16 protein-coding genes are annotated in these 21,396 nt (G+C 44.2%); 4 read left to right on the forward strand and 12 right to left on the reverse strand.

From position 1 onward, the window contains the following. Nucleotides 1-27 precede the first annotated feature (27 nt). Nucleotides 28-2,565 (forward strand): S9 family peptidase, encoded by a 2,538-nt coding sequence (locus tag BT_RS09315; RefSeq protein WP_055229518.1) that lies wholly within the window; start codon nt 28-30, stop codon nt 2,563-2,565. A gap of 85 nt (nt 2,566-2,650) precedes the next feature. On the opposite strand, the gene BT_RS09320 is transcribed toward BT_RS09315, so the two are convergent. The 9 genes from BT_RS09320 to BT_RS09360 all read right to left on the reverse strand — a co-directional run bounded on the left by BT_RS09320 (nt 2,651) and on the right by BT_RS09360 (nt 13,613). After that, on the reverse strand, nt 2,651-4,051 hold the full coding sequence (locus BT_RS09320; RefSeq protein WP_072067457.1) for a hypothetical protein: 1,401 nt from the start codon (nt 4,049-4,051) through the stop codon (nt 2,651-2,653). Between the two features lie 610 nt (nt 4,052-4,661). Next, on the reverse strand, nt 4,662-6,026 hold the full coding sequence (hisS, locus tag BT_RS09325; protein ID WP_008767712.1) for a histidine--tRNA ligase: 1,365 nt from the start codon (nt 6,024-6,026) through the stop codon (nt 4,662-4,664). 151 nt (nt 6,027-6,177) lie between these two features. Then, nucleotides 6,178-6,858: a zinc metallopeptidase gene (locus BT_RS09330; RefSeq protein ID WP_008763217.1), complete on the reverse strand. Its 681-nt coding sequence runs from the start codon at nt 6,856-6,858 to the stop codon at nt 6,178-6,180. A gap of 119 nt (nt 6,859-6,977) precedes the next feature. Continuing rightward, nucleotides 6,978-8,294 carry an alpha-L-fucosidase gene (locus BT_RS09335; protein ID WP_008767711.1) on the reverse strand — a complete coding sequence of 439 codons (1,317 nt, stop codon included), beginning with the start codon at nt 8,292-8,294 and terminating at the stop codon, nt 6,978-6,980. Between the two features lie 117 nt (nt 8,295-8,411). After that, a complete protein-coding gene (locus BT_RS09340; protein ID WP_008763215.1) occupies nt 8,412-9,683 on the reverse strand; it encodes an adenylosuccinate synthase in 1,272 nt (423 codons plus the stop codon). Beyond that, a complete protein-coding gene (locus BT_RS09345; protein WP_008767710.1) occupies nt 9,680-10,168 on the reverse strand; it encodes a Fur family transcriptional regulator in 489 nt (162 codons plus the stop codon). Before BT_RS09345 ends, BT_RS09340 begins: the two co-directional genes overlap by 4 nt. A gap of 163 nt (nt 10,169-10,331) precedes the next feature. Next, on the reverse strand, nt 10,332-10,997 hold the full coding sequence (locus tag BT_RS09350) for a DNA alkylation repair protein (RefSeq protein WP_008763213.1): 666 nt from the start codon (nt 10,995-10,997) through the stop codon (nt 10,332-10,334). A gap of 8 nt (nt 10,998-11,005) precedes the next feature. Further along, nucleotides 11,006-13,054 carry a dipeptidyl-peptidase 3 family protein gene (locus BT_RS09355; protein WP_032841441.1) on the reverse strand — a complete coding sequence of 683 codons (2,049 nt, stop codon included), beginning with the start codon at nt 13,052-13,054 and terminating at the stop codon, nt 11,006-11,008. Between the two features lie 94 nt (nt 13,055-13,148). Continuing rightward, nucleotides 13,149-13,613 (reverse strand): helix-turn-helix domain-containing protein, encoded by a 465-nt coding sequence (locus BT_RS09360; protein WP_008763211.1) that lies wholly within the window; start codon nt 13,611-13,613, stop codon nt 13,149-13,151. Nucleotides 13,614-13,881: 268 nt separating this feature from the next. Between BT_RS09360 and recQ the strand changes: the two genes are divergently transcribed. After that, nucleotides 13,882-15,687: a DNA helicase RecQ gene (gene recQ / locus BT_RS09365; protein WP_055229616.1), complete on the forward strand. Its 1,806-nt coding sequence runs from the start codon at nt 13,882-13,884 to the stop codon at nt 15,685-15,687. Nucleotides 15,688-15,835: 148 nt separating this feature from the next. Here the strand turns inward: recQ and BT_RS09370 are convergent, their stop codons facing one another. Genes BT_RS09370 through cysK form a run of 3 tightly spaced genes read right to left on the reverse strand, consistent with a single transcriptional unit; the run spans nt 15,836 to nt 18,752 of the window. Next, nucleotides 15,836-16,924 carry an acyltransferase gene (locus BT_RS09370; RefSeq protein ID WP_008767707.1) on the reverse strand — a complete coding sequence of 363 codons (1,089 nt, stop codon included), beginning with the start codon at nt 16,922-16,924 and terminating at the stop codon, nt 15,836-15,838. A gap of 48 nt (nt 16,925-16,972) precedes the next feature. Further along, complete coding sequence (locus tag BT_RS09375; protein WP_008763207.1) at nt 16,973-17,791, reverse strand: tetratricopeptide repeat protein; 819 nt, start codon at nt 17,789-17,791, stop codon at nt 16,973-16,975. A 10-nt stretch (nt 17,792-17,801) separates the two neighbouring features. Further along, nucleotides 17,802-18,752, reverse strand: coding sequence for a cysteine synthase A (gene cysK, locus BT_RS09380; protein WP_008767706.1), 951 nt, complete (start codon nt 18,750-18,752; stop codon nt 17,802-17,804). Between the two features lie 88 nt (nt 18,753-18,840). Here cysK and BT_RS09385 point away from each other — a divergent pair, with 88 nt between their 5' ends. Both BT_RS09385 and lpxF read left to right on the forward strand, forming a co-directional pair. Further along, nucleotides 18,841-20,676 carry an LTA synthase family protein gene (locus BT_RS09385; protein ID WP_008767705.1) on the forward strand — a complete coding sequence of 612 codons (1,836 nt, stop codon included), beginning with the start codon at nt 18,841-18,843 and terminating at the stop codon, nt 20,674-20,676. Nucleotides 20,677-20,715: 39 nt separating this feature from the next. Further along, nucleotides 20,716-21,393 (forward strand): lipid A 4'-phosphatase, encoded by a 678-nt coding sequence (gene lpxF, locus BT_RS09390; RefSeq protein ID WP_011108022.1) that lies wholly within the window; start codon nt 20,716-20,718, stop codon nt 21,391-21,393. Nucleotides 21,394-21,396 lie beyond the last annotated feature (3 nt).

Below are 21,396 nucleotides of genomic sequence, written 5' to 3' on the forward strand. Positions count from 1 at the left end.
ATATTTATTAACTTTAGACATAAACAAATGAAAAAGAGAACTATGGCTTTGGCCATCTTTCTGGCAACCGGTGTTACTATGCAAGCACAAGACCGACTGACACAGTACAAAGTCCGGAATGCCATCAGCGTTCGTACCCCCATTATGAACGACAGCATCAATCCTAAAGGAGAAAAACACACCAAAAAGATGTTACTCCAAACCCCGGTCGTACTACATTTGCCGGATGCGCCGATGCAGTCGCTCACTGCGGACACAGCCGGGTATCTCAGCTTCGAGAAAGCGGATAAAGACAATAAACTTTATCTGGTTAAGACTCAGATTCGTGCAGAACGTTTCCTGAAAGGGAAGTTGAAAATCACCTCCCCCGTCCGCTGGGAAGTCTTCATTGACGGAGCCTCCAAGCAAGTAAAGGATGCGGCAGAAGACAGCATCACCTCCGGCTCATCACGTGACATCGCTCTCAGCCTTGAACCGGAGCGGGATTACGAGATAATCATCAAACTGCTTTCTGCTTCCGATGACAAAGCGGCACCAACGCTGAAATGCGAACTGATCAAAGACGAGAAATTCAAAGACATTGCCTGCAATCTAGATCCGGAAGCAAAGAAGCGTTTTTCTCTAGACAATACAGTTTATGGCAACCGTGCCATCGCTGTTTCCATCTCTCCCAGCGGAAAGTATCTGTTGACCCGTTATTGGGATAACCACGCCGCCAAACGCTCACGCACTTATTGCGAACTGACGGAACTAAAGAGCGGAAAAGTACTCCTGACCAATCTCAGAGACGGCATGAGTTGGATGCCCAAAAGTGATAAACTATACTACACAGTAACCGCCCTGACAGGAAATGACGTAATCACCCTCGACCCTGCCACACTCCGCGAAGAAACAATTTTGCAAAGTATTCCCGAACAGAGTTTCAGATGGTCGCCCAACGAAGATTTTCTGATTTACTATCCCCGCGAAGAAGGAGTCAAAGAAGATGGTCCTCTCCGCCGCATCGTAAGTCCTGCAGACCGTATTCCCAATTCTCGCGGACGGAGTTTCCTTGCGAAATACAACCTGGCCGACGGTATCTCCGAGCGCCTGACTTATGGCAACCACAGCACATATCTGCAAGATATTTCTCCGGACGGAAAATACATGTTATACAGTACATCCAAAGAAAACATCACTCAACGTCCGTTCTCTCTGTCCTCACTTTATCAGGTAGATTTGGAAACGTTGAAAGTGGATACCCTTTTCTATGAAGATCGCTTTGTTGGAGGCGCGGGCTACTCTCCTGACGGCAAGCAGCTATTGCTGACCGGCAGCCCCGAAGCGTTCGGCGGCATCGGAAAGAATTGTGGCAACCACCCTATTGCCAATGATTTCGATACTCAAGCCTTTATTATGGATTTGAGTACCCGCAAGATACAGCCGATTACCAAAGACTTTAATCCGACAGTCAGCCCTCTGCAATGGAATCATGGCGATGGGTGCATCTATTTCAATACGGACGATGGCGATTGCAAAAACATCTATCGTTATTCTCCGAAGGACGGAAAATTTGAGAAGCTGAACCTTGAAACGGATGTTACCAGCGCTTTCGCTCTGTCCGAATACAATCCGGGCATCGCAGCTTACATCGGTCAATCGGACTACAATGCCGGAGTAGCCTATCTCTATGACATGAAGAAAAAAACTTCCAGCCTGCTTGCCGATCCGATGAAACCGATTCTGGAGAAAATAGAATTAGGCAAAACAGAGCCGTGGAACTTTACCGCTTCCGACGGAACTGTCATCACTGGCAAGATGTGCCTGCCTCCGAATTTCGATCCGAACAAGAAATATCCGATGATCGTATATTACTATGGCGGTACGACTCCGACTACCCGCGGAATCAGTAATCCGTATTGCGCACAATTATTCGCTTCACGTGACTATGTGGTCTACGTCATCCAGCCTAGCGGAACGATTGGCTTCGGACAGGAATTCTCCGCCCGCCACGTCAATGCGTGGGGCAAACGTACAGCAGATGACATCATCGAAGGCACGAAGCAATTCTGCAAAGAGCATCCGTTTGTGGATGAAAAGAAAATCGGATGTCTCGGTGCTTCTTATGGCGGATTCATGACGCAGTATTTACAGACGCAGACGGATATTTTCGCCGCTGCCGTGTCGCACGCCGGAATCAGTGACGTGACCAGCTACTGGGGGGAAGGTTACTGGGGGTATTCCTACAATGCCATCGCCGCAGCCGACAGTTACCCGTGGAAGGACCCGGACTTGTTCACCAAACAAGGCTCCCTGTTCAACGCCGACAAGATAAACACTCCGTTACTGCTGCTACACGGTACGGTAGATACCAATGTACCTATCGGTGAAAGTATCCAGCTTTTCAACGCTTTGAAGATACTTGGCAAGACTGTAGAATTCGTGACCGTAGACGGAGAAAACCATTTCATCTCCGATTATGACAAGCGAATCAAATGGCATAATTCCATCATGGCATGGTTTGCCCGTTGGCTACAGGATCAGCCGGAATGGTGGAAGGAAATGTATCCGGAACGCCATTTATAATTTATGATAAATACGTATCCCCGGTCGTACACAAGAGTAATTCTTGGATATACGACCGGGGATACTTTTTTTTGAGCAATCTCATCTATTTTAATTCTACCTCGATAGCTGCCGGATAAAGTCGTTGCGGATCGAAGAACACCGCACAGCTATTAACCATATTCTTCAAATCAGCCTTTACTTTTCCCTCGAAAACCTTTTTGCCATTCACCGTCAGAGTCACCTTTTCAGTTAAATCGACCAGCTCGTCGCAGAGATAAATGACCACTTTCCCTTTATGCGCCTGCGCATATTTCTTCGCAAACTTCATCTCTATTCCCCATCGTTGATCCTTCTCCGTGGCTTCATAAACAACATCATCGACTTTCAATGAAATATGATTTCCCGAAATACTCATTTCATAATAAGTACGCGACTTCCCCTCTTCATCGGATCTTTCCTTCACATACAGATTATAAAATCCTTTCCGGTAGAGTCCGTCCATTTCAAAATTCTCCCAGCTTACATATTTGGGATAAGGATTACGGACATATTGCTTCAGCCAGGGAGTCGTCGGACGATAATCAATACTATGCCCCATTCCGGGAATCAGTTCTATCTTGTGAGTGAAATAGCCGGGATGCTGATGCGCCAAACTATCGAATGCTTCCCGTACATATCCGGTCAGTGTATTCCGGTAGAATCCAGTATCCTTATCTCCTGTCCGCAAAGAAAAAGCAATATTACTACAATTCTCCGCAGGAGCATTCTTTAAAGGTTCCCCTCCTGCCATCGGTCCCGCAGCAGCCCAATAATCAGCATAAAATGAGGCCAGACGCTGACTGCCATATCCGCCTTCCGAGATTCCAAAAACATACACTCTGTTGGGATCAATCTTTCCCAAGAGTAAGGATTGTCGCAGCAATTTCTCCCAGGCAAACTGTTTAGCTTTCTGCCACCAACGATAGTACTCGCCTTCGTTCGGAATCTGTGGTATAAAGTAAACGGAAGGAGCATCATCAAAATTCCGGCAAATATTCAATCCGGTACTCCATTCCCGCTCTTTGGGTCCCGAACCATGCAGATAGAGGAATAATGGAAGTTCATTTCCTATTTCATCTGTCCCTTTCATTCCCCAGTAATAGGGCATCACTGCATTGGGTTCCAAACTATCAGGAAGTTTCCAGTAGCCGGTAGAAGCGGATGAGAGTGTATCCAAAGCTATTAATTTTTCTTCTTTAAAACCATCATTTGCCTCTTTCCACAACTGCCATACGACATCACGATAGTGTTCTACTTCTGACAGTTTCAACGGTTTTCCTGCGTCAAAAGTGGTTGTCTTACCGGAAAGAGATTCAGAAAAGAACGTAACAATCTCTTTTCTTGTCTGTGCCTTCACCGACTTCCCGGGGTATTTCTCATTTGCTTCGAGTTCATGAGCTACTGAAGAAACAACACTGGCGGCACAGACTATGCTTAGAAAAAACGTGTTTTTTATTGTTTTCATACTACTTTGGAGTTTGTCGTTTTTCATATATTTGCTAACGATTTAATGTATGCACAAAGATAGAAATTACTGTCCGGTTCTCCTTACCTTTTCAGTCTAATCTAAAAACTAATATCCAAAGTTTTTAATTAAGAAGTAGAATTAAGCCTTCCGAGAATATGATCCCCAAAAGTAATTGTTACATATAATTACCATTCCATTCTATATAGTTTCCGATAGTCAGTTTTCATTCGAAACCACATCCTTATATCTTTACAAAAACAAAAACGGCCTTTAATAAACACGGATTCTGTTTATAATAAACTTATCGCACGTTTATTATAAACGGTACCCAAGTTTATTAAAAACGATATTCGTCCCTTTTTAAGTAAGAGACGAAATGTAGCAGGCATAATTAACGACAAAATGGGGCAATAATCATCTGATCATTGCCCCATTCCAAGTTCTTCTGATACTTATAAGTAACAGTATAAAGGTGATATTTATGTATCTATTTTTCTTATTACATTCATCTTATTTATGCCTTTTCTTTTCTCAAAGATACAACATAAAAAGTCATTTGTCAAGTACTTCACCGGAAAAGCGGATATTCTTACTCTATACCCTGCTTTTAGTTGCGCAAAGCAGCTATCAGTTCTTCCACCGAAACAAGATTCTGTTCGCCGGTTTCCATATTCTTCAGCATTGCTTTGCCTTCATTCATTTCGTTCTCTCCTACGATAGCTACGAACGGAACACTCTTGGCATTGGCATAGCTCATCTGCTTCTTCATCTTTGCCGCATCCGGGAAGATTTCCGCACGGATACCTGCCGCACGAACTTTTGCCAGCATACTCATGGAGAAAGCAGCTTCTTTATCACCAAAGTTTACGAACATCAATTCCGTACCGTTCACTGCTTCCTTCGGATAAAGTTCCAGTTGATTCAATACATCGAAAATACGGTCTGCACCAAAAGAAATGCCGACTCCCGACACACCGGCCATACCGAATACTCCTGTCAGGTTGTCATAGCGACCGCCACCGGTGATACTGCCGATCTGCACATCCAGCGCTTTCACTTCGAAGATAGCACCGGTATAATAATTCAATCCGCGAGCCAGCGTCAAGTCAAGTTCGATTTCATTTTTCAAGCCCATTGTTTCCAATGTGCCCAGAATAAATTCGCTTTCTTCGACTCCTTTCATGCCTGTCTCACTGGCTGCCAGCACGCTCTTTAGTGTAGCCAGCTTTTCAGTATTGGTTCCGCTCAGCAGAATGATCGGCTGCAATTTGGCAATCGCCTCATCACTGATCCCTTTCTCTTTCAGTTCCGCATTGACGTTCTCCAGACCAATCTTATCCAGCTTGTCAATAGCCACTGTGATATCTACAATCTTATCCGCTTCACCGATAATCTCAGCGATACCGGAAAGAATCTTGCGGTTATTGATCTTAATACACACACGGATGTTGAAACGGCTGAATACTGTATCGACAATCTGCATCAGTTCTACTTCATTCAGCAGTGAATCGCTGCCGACAACATCAGCGTCGCATTGATAGAACTCACGGTAACGTCCTTTCTGCGGACGGTCTGCACGCCATACCGGCTGTATCTGATAACGCTTGAACGGGAAAGTTATTTCATCGCGGTGCATCACCACGTAACGGGCAAAAGGCACTGTCAAGTCATAGCGCAAACCTTTCTCACAGAATTTGCTTGCCAGCTTAACAGCATTACGACTCAATAACTCTTCATCCGTGATGCCGGAAAAATAATCTCCGGAGTTCTGAATCTTAAATAGAAGTTTGTCACCCTCATCGCCATATTTCCCCATCAGTGTAGAAAGCATCTCCATCGACGGAGTTTCTATCTGCTGGAAACCATACAGATGATATACGTCACGAATCGTATTGAATATATAATTACGCTTCGCCATTTCTACCGGCGAAAAGTCACGAGTTCCTTTAGGAATACTTGGTTTTGCTGCCATGATATAATTACTGTTTAGTATTTTAATTGCGCAAATTTACTGCAAATTTCCGAGCAACGCTTGCATATATCTAAAAAAAACATCAATAAAAAAAGAACGCCTCCATAGTCTTTGAAAACGATGGAGGCGTCAAAACGATTAATCTTATCTCTTAGTCTCTTCTGCCCATAGCAATCATAATGTAATAGATCAGCGTAGCCAATGAACCCAGTGCAGCAACTACATAGGTGTATGCAGCAGAGCGAAGAGCGTCTTCGGCTTGCGTATGATTGTATGAATTAGTAATGCCGGATGAACTCAGCCACACAAGCGCGCGCTTACTTGCATTGATTTCCACCGGCAAGGTGATAAAGCTGAACAAAGTAGTGGTAGCAAACAGAATGATACCGATCCACAATAATTGCGGGAAGGAGTTGAACAGCAGAATACCGCCCAGCAATACCCAAGTCATGATAGAGGACGAAAAATTCACTACCGGCACCAAGGCGCTGCGCATTTTCAACGGAGCATACATACGTGCATGCTGAACAGCGTGTCCACATTCGTGTGCCGCTACGGCAGCCGCCATGATACTATTACTTTCGTATACACCTTCACTCAGATTCACTGTTTTGTTAGCAGGATTGTAGTGGTCGGTCAGCTGACCGGGTGTATGAGTTACTTGTACATCGTAAATTCCATTGTCGTGCAGCATCTTCAGAGCTACGTCGCGTCCTGTCATACCGTTTCCTGTCGGAATTTTGGAATACTTCTTGAATTTGTTCTGCAAATTCATCTGTACCAACCAACTTGCTACGGCAATACCAATAAATAATACCCAATAAGACATCATATACTTTTCATTTTAATTATTACTCTATATCTATATAAACAAATTGTTTGCCAAAAATAAAGGGAAACTACGTATGTAACGATAGTTTCCCTATGCTTTTATGAAGAATTAGCTAAAAATTAGTCAATTGTAAGTTCTACAACGTAATCAATATCTTTTGGTATCTCTGTAAACTCCAGCAACACGCCTTCTTTATTTTTAGTGAATCGGACAGGTGTGCCGTTCTTAAACAGTACTGCCTTCTTCACCTTCTTATCTGCCAAAGGCAGGAACAGGGCTTTATCCTGCAAATTCAGAATATGCACATACAGCTTGTTTCCTTTCTGCGTCGTCACTCCCCAATCATGCGGAGCAACCGCACCGCCACGGGTTCCATAAATCGTTTCACCATATTGATTCATCCACTCTCCCATTTCTTTCAACCGCTGTACGGCTACTTCCGGAAGCTCTCCGTCGGGCTGAGGGCCGATATTCATCAACAGGTTCGCATTCTTTCCGGCTGCCTTTACCAGATAATGAATCAGTGTCTTCGTTGATTTATAATTCTGATCCGTAATCTTATATCCCCACATACCATTCATCGTTTCGCAGGTTTCCAAGGGCAGGTGACTTACACTTTGTCCGGAAAGTCCTGCGGTATTTTCTCCGGGCAGGTCACGTTCGAATATCTGAATGTCTTCACCGGCAAAAGGAGTCTGATGATGGTTATTTCCTATCAGGCAGCCCGGCTGTAGTTTATGGATCATGGCATATTGTTCCGGCAATTCCCAGTTAAAGCCGGGGTTTCCATCCTGATCCCACCATCCGTCAAACCAAATGGCTCCTACCGGACCATAATTAGTCAGCAGTTCCGTCAACTGATTGTTCATGAACTGATAATAGCTTTTCCAGTCTCCTTGCGGATTCGAACGTCCTGTACCCCGTCCTGTACGTCCCCAAGGATAATCTTCCCGCGTCCAGTCAAGATGAGAATAATAGAAATGAAGTTTGATTCCCTGTTTGCTACAGGCTGCTGCCAGCTCCTTGATGATATCCCGCTTAAAGGGAGTTGCCTTCACGATATTGAAGTCCGAATATTGGGTATCGAACATGGAGAAGCCGTCATGATGGCGGGAAGTCAGACAGATATATTTAGCTCCCGATGCTTTGATGGCAGCCACCCACTTATCCGCATCAAACTTGGAGGGATAGAAACCGCCTGCCAGTTTGGCATACTCTTTATAATTCAGATTATTATTTGTCATAGTCCACTCACCGGTGGCAAGCATGGCATACAGTCCCCAATGAAGGAAAATACCGAATTTATTATCCTGAAATTCTTCACGGGCTTTGAGGTTTTCTTCACCAGGCTGGTAAGAAGACTGTGCGTGGAGCCGGGAGGAGATTCCCAGACTCATACCTACTAATAATAGGAAAGTGATGAAATGTGTTTTCATAATGCGTTATAGTTAATATTGGGGGTAAAGAGAAAACAAAAAGGCGGAGTCATTTCCATTTCTCCGCCTCTCATTAAGTTATAGAACAAAGTTATTCTAGGAATAGAATAACATTTCTTATTCTTCAGTATAACGTTCGATTGTCTGGGCTCTGTCCGGTCCGACAGATACAATCTTGATTTCCACACCAAGTTGTTCTTCCAGGAAAGTCAGATAAGCATTGAATTCTTCCGGGAATTCATCTTCGCTCTGCATCTTTGTCATATCTGTCTTCCAGCCCGGCAGTTCTGCATATACAGGCTCCACACCTTCAGTGATATCATATGGGAAATAATCAATTTCCTCGCCATCTACCTTATAAGCAACACAAGCCTTGATGGTATCGAATGTATCGAGCACGTCGCTCTTCATCATGATCAGTTTGGTAACACCGTTTATCATAACGGAATATTTCAGAGCTACCAGGTCAATCCATCCGCAACGGCGTTTACGTCCTGTTACAGAGCCGAATTCATGTCCCAATGTACACATCTTGTCACCAGTCTCGTCGAACAGTTCTGTCGGGAACGGACCGGCACCTACACGAGTACAGTATGCCTTGAAGATACCGAACACTTCGCCAATACGGTTCGGAGCTACTCCCAGACCGGTGCAGGCACCTGCACAAACCGTATTGGAAGAAGTAACAAACGGATACGAACCGAAATCGATATCAAGCATCGTTCCCTGAGCACCTTCGCAAAGAACGCTCTTGCCGTCTTTCAGATAATTGTTAACCTCATGCTCACTGTCTACAAAATGGAACTGTTTCAGATATTCGATACCTTCCATCCATGCTTTTTCCAGTTCTGTGAGGTCATATTCGTAGTTCAGACTCTTCAGTATTTGTTCGTGACGAGCTTTCGCCGCACCGTATTTCTGTTCGAAATTATGAAGGATATCACCTACACGAACACCGTTACGGCTAACTTTATCCGTATAAGTAGGGCCAATGCCTTTACCGGTTGTTCCTACTTTCGCATCTCCCTTGGCTGCTTCGTAAGCAGCGTCCAGTATGCGGTGTGTCGGAAGGATGAGATGAGCTTTCTTAGAAATGTGCAAACGCTCTTTCAATGGGTGTCCCGATGCTTCGAGTGCCTCAGCTTCCGCTTTGAACAATGCCGGATCGAGCACTACACCGTTACCGATAATATTTACCTTATCTCCCTGAAAAATACCGGAAGGAATAGAACGAAGTACATACTTCTGTCCTTCGAACTCAAGTGTATGACCGGCATTCGGACCGCCCTGAAAACGAGCGACCACATCGTACTTAGGTGTTAATACGTCGACTACTTTGCCTTTACCTTCGTCGCCCCATTGTAATCCTAATAGAACATCTACTTTCATTTTTCTTTTTTATTGTTGTTACTGACTTTTTTCCGTTTATTAGCTCTGTCGCACTTGCTGCACAATCCATATATATATAAGGAGTAATGCGAAAGTTGAAAGCGGCTTAATTTTGTATTTTCGATGGCATGCTGCAATTCCTCGTTCTGAAACTCAGTCACTTTACCACATTGAGTACATATCTGATGATGATGCGTCTCGCGATTGTATGATTTTTCGTATTGGGAGGAAGTGCCGAACTGATGCTTGATGATCAGCCGTGCATTGATCAGCAGAATGATAGTATTATAAAGAGTCGCCCGGCTCACCCGGAAATTCTCCTGATCCATCATCCGTGAATAGAGCATATCGATATCGAAGTGTCCGTCGATGGAATAGATAGTTTCGAGTATGGCGTAACGTTCGGGAGTCTTCCGATGCCCGTTCGCCGTGAGATATTCTGTGAATATCTGCCTTACTGTATCTTTCACATTTTGAGTTTCCATCATCAGCACAAAATTAGCGCGAACAAAGTTAAGCCTTTTTTGTGGAAAGCAAAAGAATTTCTGAGAAATAAGTAATAAGTAATAGGTAATAGGTAATAACCGTAGTTACTTAAAATTCCATCCGGCGAATGCCCGCATGGTATTACCTATTACTTATTACCTATTACTTATTCTCCACTTCTTCTTTTACCATATTATAGAGCATCTGCTCCGCTTCCACTGTGGAATCTGCCATTCCTTCAACCATCCGGCAAACACGGAAAGCGTGTTCTTCGTTATGCTGCATATACTTACGGATAGCCAGAAGAGCTGCATTCCGCACATGATAGCTTTCTGAATGAACAGCGCAAAGTGCCTGATCGAGCAATTCGCCGGAGGCTCTTTCTGTCATATCTCCCTTTTTCATCAAAAGACGGGCAGCCGTCAGGAAACCGCAAGTCTGCACATATTCCTGTTCATCAGCCATCCAATGAAAAGATTTAGCAGGGGCATACGGCAAATGCTGGAAAAGATTCATACAGGTCAGTTCCGCAATCTCTATGTTACGGATACTTTCTACCCAGATATCAGCTATTTCGGGATAAAAGGTATCCACAGGCTGCAACATGGCTGCCATGATTTTGCATTCGCGAATGTCTTCTTTCCACAATGCCTGCGCCAGGTCATGGTTCTTTTCATACCCTTCGGCAATCATCTTTATGCGGGGGATTTCGACTCCGAAATTGAGTTTGTATACCAATCCCTTCTCACGCATACTTTGGGACACAGCCCCGTTCATAGAGAGACGGAGCTGTGTTTTGATATCCTTCAGTTGTTCTTTTATATCCATTTTCAATATTAATTATTTACGGAAGGCAACGGAGAATAATCTTTGCTGTAGCGCAACATTTGTTCTACATAGTCTTCATTATAAGACACGGTAACGTCCGTGATATTTCCATCCTTGTCAGTCACCAGTTCATAAACCGGATTTATAAAACCTTTGTAAGGAGCCAGATTCAGTTTCTTATAGCGTGCCAACACTTCGGCGTGCAAAGCAGGATCAACCTTCACGGCATAATTTTCGACCAATGTACGGGCACCCTCAAAATCACCGGTCGATTTGATTCGCTGGATTTCAGCCAGCAGTTCACCAAACAACTGACGGACTTTCTCATAATCATTGACTACAACATAGGTCTTTCCATCCTTCTTCACCATTTCGACCACTTTGTCAGGAGCACCTTTCTCAAATACCCAGCGGGCAATCAGCTGGCGGTTGCGCATATGAGCTTCTTCGATATTATTTCCCGGTTCGATACGTACAAGCTGAGTCATCAGACCGTTCATCAGGAAAGTATAATATTCAGCTTTATAAGCCTCCGCATCCGGAACAAGTTTCAGTTCCACCAGTTTCGGGTCGGCCACATAATACAATCCGAACAGGTCGGCACGTGCTTCTTCTATAGTGGAACCATACGCTTTCAAAGCGTCAGGGTCTACTCCCGGAAGCAATTTGCCCGAACCATGTCCCAGACATTCATGTAAGTCTGTATGAAGTTCACCTGTCAGGTCGCCATATTGGTCGATCCGCTGTCTCTCTTCGTCATTGCAGACAAACTCTTCATTGAATCCGTTACCGTGGGCAGCTTTATTATAAGCATCTGTGATATTGCCGATAGTAACTGACTTAGAGCCGTGATGGGCACGAATCCAGTTAGCGTTCGGAAGATTGATACCGATGGCAGTTGCAGGATATAAGTCGCCGGCAAGAATAGCGGCAGTGATCACCTTGGCAGATACCCCTTTTACCTTTTCCTTTTTGAAAGATTTATCAACCGGCGAATGATCTTCGAACCATTGCGCATTGCTGCTGATAATCTCTGTGCGGTGCGTAGCATCCAAGTCTTTGAAGTTGACCAGTGATTCCCAGCTGGCTTTCACTCCCAGCGGATCGCCGTAACTTTCTGTAAAGCCATTAACGAAGTCAATTCTTGAATCAAGGTCTTTCACCCAAAGGATAGCATATTCATCGAAGTCTTTCAGGCTGCCTGTTTCGTAAAATTGAATCAGTTTGCTGATCACAGCTTTCTGTGCATCATTTTCGGCAACAGTTTCCGCTTTCTTCAACCAGTACACAATCTTTTCAATCGCTTGAGTATAAAGTCCGCCTACCTTCCAGACTTTTTCCTGTATTTTCCCATCTTCTTTCACTAATCGGCTGTTGAGTCCGTAAGAAACCGGAGTTTCATCTTTTGGGTCTTTCATTGCTCCGTAGAAGCTTTCCGCTTCCTGCTGAGTGACTCCGTCGTAATAATTGCAGGCAGAAGTCAGCACCAAGTCTTCACCGTCCGCCTGATTTACACGCTTTGCCAGGATAGCCGGATCAAACATAACCGGGAAGAGCTCATCACAGAGTTGTTCGGCAGTCTGTCCTTCTGATAACGGAAGTAATTGGGCGTCCGTTCCGAGCACTGCCTGTTTCAAGAAGTCCTGCGAGAAACCGGGCACAAACTTTTCCATGCCGTAATGATGATGAATACCATTGGAGAACCATACCCGTTTGAGGTACACTTCCATATTTTTGAAGTCGGGAGCCGACTTGTCTCCTTTATAATTGGTGTAAACGGCTTCGAGCATCCGACGGATTCTCAGGTTATACTTTCCGTTCTGATCAAACAGGATGTCGCGTCCTTCCAGCGCAGCCTGAGTCAGGTAATAAACCAGTTCTTTCTGTTTCAGCGTCAAGGTTTCGAATTCGGGAACCTTGTACCGCAATATTTGTAAGTCTGCAAATTGTTCCACTGTATAATCAAATTTATCTGCCTCGGCAGTTGTTGTTTTGGCCCCACCGCAGGATGCAAGGATCGTAGCGGTAACTGCCATCGAAATAAAATGTTTTTTCATAATTACTGATATTGATTAATTAAATAAGAAAAGGAATTATCCCCGAACTTTTCATTCAGAGGTAATTCCTTTTGGTCAGTATCGGAAAACGCAATTACTTCTTACTTTCAGCGTGTTTCTTGCGATATCCGTTAGGAGTTTCACCTACGTTCTTGTAAAATGCAGCGTAAAAAGATTGACGATTTGCAAAGCCAACCATTGCACTGATTTCTTCCACATTCTTGTCGGCATAACGCTTGTCTGTCAACAAATGCAGAGCGTCTTTCACTCTGTACTCATTCAACAAACAAGAGTAGTTCATACCAAAACGAGAATTCACTACTGCAGAAAGGTAGCGAGTATTGGTCTTCAACTCTTTAGCCAAATCTTTAGCTGAATAGTCAGGATCTTTATACTTCTTCTGAACTACTACAATGTTCAGAATCTTGTCATACAACTCGTCTGCCAGTTCCGGTCTGATTAATGACCGATATGCAGCCTTCTTTTCTTTCTTTTCCCTCAAATTGTAGGGACGTTTCTTTGGAGCTTCCTCCGCTTTTTTGTTCTCTAAATCACTCATTGAATTAACTGGTTAGGGTTTGTTTATTTGTTATTAATTGCTCATTCGCAACGTTACATGTTACAAATGTCTTACTTTTTTTTTAAACACACAATTATTTTGTGCATTTTTTTCTAATAAAACAATCAAAAACCTTGAAAAAGAGGAATTAAGGGTGAATAATAAGAAACTTTAACTCTTGGGGCATTAAAATCAAAACAGAAATCGAGACATGATAAAGATTGCTAAAGAAAAGCGTACCTTTGCCACAAAGTTTAAACAAATGTTGATGAAAGAAACTCTAAAATCATATTTCGGTTATGACAGCTTCCGACCCTTACAGGAAGAAATCATCCGCCACCTGTTGAACAAGCAGGATTCACTGGTACTGATGCCCACCGGAGGAGGTAAATCGATCTGTTATCAACTACCTGCATTGCTTTCTGAAGGAACGGCTGTAGTGGTCTCCCCGCTTATCTCACTGATGAAAGACCAGGTAGAAACATTGCAAGCCAACGGCATCGCAGCAGGAGCACTCAATAGCAGCAATGACGAAACGGAAAATGCCAATCTCCGCCGTGCCTGTATCGAAGGACGCCTGAAACTGCTTTATATTTCACCGGAGAAGCTGATAGCGGAAAAGGACTATCTGTTGCGGGATATGAGTATTTCGCTCTTCGCAATTGACGAAGCCCACTGTATTTCCCAATGGGGGCATGACTTCCGTCCTGAATATACACAAATGGGAATGCTCCATCAGCAGTTTCCGCAGGTACCGATTATTGCATTAACGGCAACAGCCGACAAAATAACCCGTGAGGATATAATCCGACAGTTGCATCTGATACAGCCCCGGACGTTTATTTCTTCTTTCGACCGTCCCAACATCAGCCTGGACGTAAAACGCGGTTTTCAGGCAAAAGAGAAGAATAAAGCGATTCTGGAGTTTATCCATCGCCACAGAGAAGAAAGTGGAATCATTTATTGTATGAGCCGTAATAAAACGGAAACTGTAGCACAAATGCTGCAAAAGCAGGGAATCCGATGCGGTGTCTACCATGCCGGATTGTCTCCGCAGCATCGGGACGAGACTCAGAATGACTTCATTAATGACCGTATTCAGGTAGTATGCGCCACCATTGCTTTTGGTATGGGAATTGACAAATCGAATGTCCGATGGGTTATTCATTATAATCTTCCTAAAAGTATTGAAAGTTTTTATCAGGAAATCGGGCGTGCCGGACGAGATGGCTTACCAAGCGATACTGTATTGTTCTATTCACTGGGCGATCTGATCCTGTTAACTAAATTCGCCACAGAAAGCAACCAACAGACAATCAATCTGGAAAAGTTGCAACGTATGCAGCAATACGCAGAAGCGGACATCTGCCGCAGAAGAATCCTGCTGAGCTATTTCGGAGAAACCTCAACAGAAGATTGTGGCAACTGTGATGTCTGTAAAAACCCTCCACAACGCTTTGACGGTACAGTCATCGTACAAAAAGCGTTGAGCGCCATAGCTCGTGCAGAACAACAAATAAGTACAGGGATATTAATTGATATTCTTCGTGGAAGTTATTCGGCAGAAGTTACGGCAAAAGGATATCAGGAATTAAAGACGTTTGGCGCAGGAAGAGACATACCACCTCGTGACTGGCAGGATTATTTACTTCAAATGCTACAACTAGGCTATTTCGAAATAGCCTACAATGAAAATAACCATCTCAAAATCACTCCAAGCGGAAGTAACATTCTTTTTGGAAAAGCGAAAGCAATGCTTGCCGTGATTCATCGGGAAGAAATCGTCACAGGAAAAGGGAAAAAGAAGAAGGTGGTCATCGCAAAAGAACTTCCTTTCGGTATCCCCGGTGGAGAAAACGAAGATTTATTCGAAGCACTACGGGGATTGCGGAAACAGATTGCCGATCAGGATGGTCTTCCGGCATATATCATTCTATCGGATAAGGTGTTGCATCTGCTCAGTATTTCACGGCCGACTACCATCGAAGCATTCGGAGAAATCAGTGGTATCGGAGAGTTTAAGAAGAAGAAATATGGAAAAGAGTTTGTGAATCTGATTAAGCAGTTTGTATAATAATGTATTGAGCCGTCCCATCGATTTACCTTTAATAAAGAGTAACTTATTCAAGCGTAACCAGGAAGGACCATATAATAAGATGAGTAAACAAAAAAGGGAAGCAATCGCTTCCCTTTTTTGTTTAATTCAAGAACATCCGATCTATTTAGCCTATAATCCATTTACTGCCCGGTATGAATGAGATAATCTTTGTCGTTATATAACAGCAGACAAATGTAGTCACTGCAATACATGGGATGGCGGAAACAGTAGGCAGTTCCAGCGTATTTTTGAATACTGTCGCCCATAACCCGAGCCAGAATATATGCATAAGGTACATACCATAGCTAAGTTTCGACATATCTGTTACGAAACGCGGAGCTTCCGGCCGATTTATACAAGTGAAGAGAAGGAATGTACCCGCTGTAAGAAGTACACAGTTAATCGTACAGAAAGCCCATCCTATTTCTATGACAGGGGTAGAATGAGTAATTCCGGGAATAGCCTGTATATAGAATGAGTAAATAGTCAGCGCAGCCCCGGCAACCATTGAAATGAGTCCTACAATGAAACGTTTGGAACGATCCCATTTTAAGTGTACACGTATGTAGTGTGCCAACACAAGATATCCAAGATAGCCTGAGAAATACCACAACATATGGTATTCGTTCCAAAAACACTGCCCCCACACTTCACCAAACCAGCGATTGAAGTACGGCATACACGTTGATAACAGGAACAGTCCTATGAAGAAACGTTCTTCTTTTGCAGTGGCTTTACTCAACCAAGGAGATATAATAGGTATAAACAGGTAAAGACTTATCAGGGGATACATGAACCAAAGGTGTCCGGCAAGCGTCGGGAAGTTCAGGAATATTCGAGACATATCCTTTATTGATGTCTCGCTGTCTATCTGTCCCCACAACATCGGCAGGATACTATAGAGTATCATAAATATAAAAAACGGTGGCAGGATATGAGTGAAGCGTCGGCGGTAGAACTGCCATGAAGTCTGTCCCTCCTTCATCGGTACCAGCAGATAAGCAGAGACAATCATAAACAATGGTACTGCCATGCGTGAAAAACCATCGTACACGGCCACCCACAATCGGTCTGCTTCACTGGCTAAAAAAGATTGCGGTCCCGCCATGTCCGTAGATCCGGCAGCACCATAAAAGTTTTCACTGGCGTGTACCACCATAACGAGGAAACATGCGAACACGCGCACGTAATCTAAAAAAACAATACGTTTCATTTTCTGTTTGGGTATTAATTAGTAGTAATATGTTTTTAGTTTTGTCTTTTATTTACATTGTTTCAGCTGCTCGTGCAAATCAGCAGGAGGTATGCCCAGCGAAATAGCTTTTTCAAAGTCCATCTTTGCCAATGCTTTCTTTTTCTGTGTCAGATAAATATTGCCACGCAACAAATAGGCATCCGCCGAAGAAGGATTCAGGCGAATAGCTTCCTCCAAATCGACCAAAGCCAGATCTTCATGCTTCATCTCCCGTTCCACATCTGCACGGGCAATGTAAAGAGTCGCGTCTTCGGGAGTTGCCGTAATCATCTTATTAAGAATTTCGAGCGCTTCCTTGAATTTTCCTTCTTTCTGTTCCAAGGTAGCCAGCCCAAGCCGACCGCTATAACTTTGCGGGTCAATCTCCAACAAGCGATTATAATCGATTCGTGCCGCGGGGTAATCCCTCCGGAGCACATAGATATATGCCCGCATCAACAGCGCTTCTTTATTCTGTTTATCTTCGTCAAGTACCTGACAATAATCGGTATAAGCACGGTCTGTATTCCCCATTTCCAGATTAATCGCAGCTCGGTCCAGCAGAATAGGTACTGCCAATGGAGCAAAGTTCAGCGCAAAAGAATAAGATTCGAGTGCCTTGTCATATTCACCCAACCGACGCTGCACCAATCCCAGATTGGAAAAAAGCATAGCATTCTTTGCATTCTTCGGCTCCAGTTTCAAAGCCTGAAGCAGTAGTTCTTCGGCTTTGGAAAGACTGTCCATTTCGATATATTCAATTGCCTTTTCTGATAATTGCTGATAGGTCTGCGCACACAGGGCAACCGGAAAGCTAAGAAATAAAATTAAAATAATTCTTATCATGATTCAAATATTAATCCAAAGGATAGGCATCAAAAGCGAACAACTCGGTCGACAGATAGCGTTCTCCCGTATCAGGTAACAACGCAACGATTTTTTTGTTCCTGAACTCCGGACGCTGTGCCAACTGTCGGGCTGCATATACGGCCGCTCCCGAAGAGATTCCGGCCAGCAAACCTTCTGTCGCAGCCAGCTCTCGCCCCGCACGAATGGCTTCGTCATCGGGCACACCTATCACTTCATCCACTACAGAAGCATCATAAAGTTTCGGAATAAAATTCGCCCCGATTCCCTGTATGCGGTGTGATGCTGCCTGACCTCCTGCCAATATGGGAGACGACGCAGGTTCAACCGCAACGATATGAACATCCGGATTATGTTTTTTTAAGGCGCGTGCCACGCCGCAAATCGTACCTCCGGTTCCTACTCCGGCAACGAACACTGCCACTTCACCATCCGTATCCCGCCAGATTTCCTCTCCTGTTGTCCGCTCATGGACAGCAGCATTCGAAGGATTTTCAAACTGTTGCAGGATCACAGATCCGGGGATACTATCGCGCAACTCCTGCGCCTTGGCAATAGAAGCAGCCATCCCGCCCAAGCCATCTGTTAGCACAATCTGCGCCCCCAGTGCTTTCAACAGGTTTCGCCGTTCCAAGCTCATCGTTTCGGGCATAGTCAATATCAAGTGATACCCTTTAATGGTAGCTACCATCGCCAGTCCGACTCCCGTATTTCCGCTGGTCGGTTCGATAATGGTGGCACCGGGTTTCAGTGCCCCGCGGGCCTCCGCATCTTCAATCATAGAAAGAGCGACTCTGTCTTTTACGCTTCCCGCCGGATTAAAAGCCTCCAGTTTAGCGATAATATTCTGATTAAGACCATACTTTCCACTATATCCGGAAAGTTCCATTAGAGGTGTATTACCCACTAAATCTGTTAATTTATTCGCAATTTTTGCCATCATTCACCTCGTTTTATCAGGTTGATGCGCAAAGATACAGAAAAGAATTGTACCTTTGTCTCCGTTCAATATTTTTAAGTTTATAGATATGAAAAAGAGAATCCTGCAATTTCTCACGACTTATTTTTTGTTCGTTCTTCTGTTTGTCCTTCAAAAACCTATTTTCATGGCTTACTACCATGAACTCTATACAGACGCCTCAATCGGCGATTATTTCAGCGTGATGTGGCACGGCTTGCCGCTGGATTTCTCACTGGCAGGATATCTGACTGCCATCCCGGGCTTCCTGCTTATCGCTTCCGCCTGGACGAAATCTTCCATACTACGCCGCATCCGGCAAGGTTACTTTGGAATCATCGCTTTTGTGATGTCCTGCATCTTCATCATCGATCTGGGCTTATACGGTTTCTGGGGATTCCGGCTGGATGCCACCCCGATCTTCTACTTCTTCTCATCTCCGAAAGATGCCATGGCAAGCGTCAGCTTCTGGTTCATATTACTCGGAATCCTAGCTATGCTGATCTATGCAGCCATCCTCTACGGTATTTTCTACGCCGTACTTATCCGGGAGAAAGCACCGTTGAAGATACCTTATCAGCGGCAGTATGTATCTCTCGTCCTTTTATTACTGACAGCTGCGCTCTTCATTCCTATCCGTGGCGGTTTTTCCGTATCGACAATGAACCTGAGCAAAGTATACTATAGCCAAAACCAACGGATGAATCATGCAGCCATCAATCCGGCATTCAGTTTTATGTATTCTGCTACCCATCAAAACAATTTCGATAAGCAATATCGGTTTATGGACCCGAAAGTTGCAGATGACCTGTTGGCCGAAATGCTGGATAAACCTGTGGCAGCAACAGACAGTATCCCGCAAATTCTAAATACTCAACGCCCGAATATCATCTTTATTATCCTCGAAAGTTTTTCTACACACTTAATGGAAACAATGGGGGGACAGCCGAATGTAGCAGTGAATATGGATAAATTCGGTAAAGAAGGAGTGTTATTCACTAATTTCTACGCAAACAGTTTCCGGACGGATCGAGGACTGGCATCTATTATCAGTGGTTATCCCGGTCAGCCGAGTACCAGCATAATGAAGTATCCTGAGAAAACGGACGGACTTCCTTCCATTCCTCGCAGTCTGAAAAATGCCGGATACAGTTTGGAATACTATTACGGAGGGGATGCAGACTTCACCAATATGCGCTCTTATTTGGTTTCATCGGGTATTGAGAAGATTATCTCCGAGACGGATTTTCCTTTGTCCGAACGTCAGGGTAAATGGGGAGCACCGGATCATACACTTTTCCAACGTTTCCTGAAAGACCTCAAAGAAGAGAAGCAGCAGGAACCTTTCTTTAAAATCGTGCAAACATCAAGCAGTCACGAGCCGTTTGAAGTTCCGTTCTACCGATTAGACGATAAAGTGCTGAATGCTTTCGCCTATGCTGATAGTTGCGTAGGAGATTTTGTGAGACAGTATAAGGAGACCCCGATGTGGAAGAATACACTGATCGTACTTGTACCGGATCATTTGGGAGCTTATCCGCGTCCGGTAGAAAATCCGCTGGAAGGGCATACAATTCCGCTAATACTGATCGGAGGAGCCGTGAAAGAACCACGAGTAGTAGACACATACGCTTCGCAGATCGATATTGCCGCTACGCTGCTTTCTCAGCTCGGATTGCCGCATGATGACTTTACTTTCAGCAAGAATATCTTTAATCCGTCTTCTCCCCACTTCGGGTATTTCACGGAACCGACACTGTTTGGCATGGTGACTGCGGAAAATCAATTAGTGTACAATCTGGATGCCAACACCGTCCAGATAGATGAGGGGACAGAGAAAGGAGCCAATCTGGAAAAAGGCAAAGCCTTCCTTCAGAAACTATATGATGACCTGGCTAAGCGATAAGATCAGACAAATCCACCTTTTAATAATACGATTTATTTTATGATAGAATTTCTTTCGGATATAGACACCCAACTGCTTTTGTTCTTCAATGGAATACATTCGCCTTTCTGGGATTACTTCATGAGTGCATTCACAGGTAAAGTTATATGGGTCCCGATGTATGCCAGTATCTTATATATACTGCTCAAGAATTTTCATTGGAAAGTGGCTTTGTGCTATGTGGTAGCGATCGCCCTCACTATCACGTTTGCCGATCAGATGTGCAATAGTTTTCTTCGTCCGCTGGTAGGTCGCCTGCGTCCCTCCAATCCGGAAAATCCGATAGCGGATTTGGTCTATATTGTGAATGGAAGACGAGGAGGAGGATTCGGTTTCCCTTCCTGTCATGCTGCCAATTCTTTCGGACTTGCCATATTTCTGATTTGCCTGTTCCGTAAACGCTGGTTAAGCATATTTATCGTACTTTGGGCATTTACCAACTCTTATACACGCCTGTACCTGGGATTGCATTATCCCGGTGATTTAGTAGCAGGAGCCATTATCGGTGGATTCGGAGGTTGGCTGTTCTACTTTATCGCCCACAAGTTAACGGCACGACTTCAGTCAGACACTCCTGTTCCTGGAAAGGGTGCCGGAATGAAACAAACAGAAGTTATGATCTATACCGGATTGCTGACTTTAGCAGGCATTATCATCTATTCCATCGTGCAAAGTTAGTTT

Origin of the sequence: Bacteroides thetaiotaomicron VPI-5482 (assembly GCF_000011065.1) — a bacterium.
GTDB lineage: Bacteria > Bacteroidota > Bacteroidia > Bacteroidales > Bacteroidaceae > Bacteroides > Bacteroides thetaiotaomicron.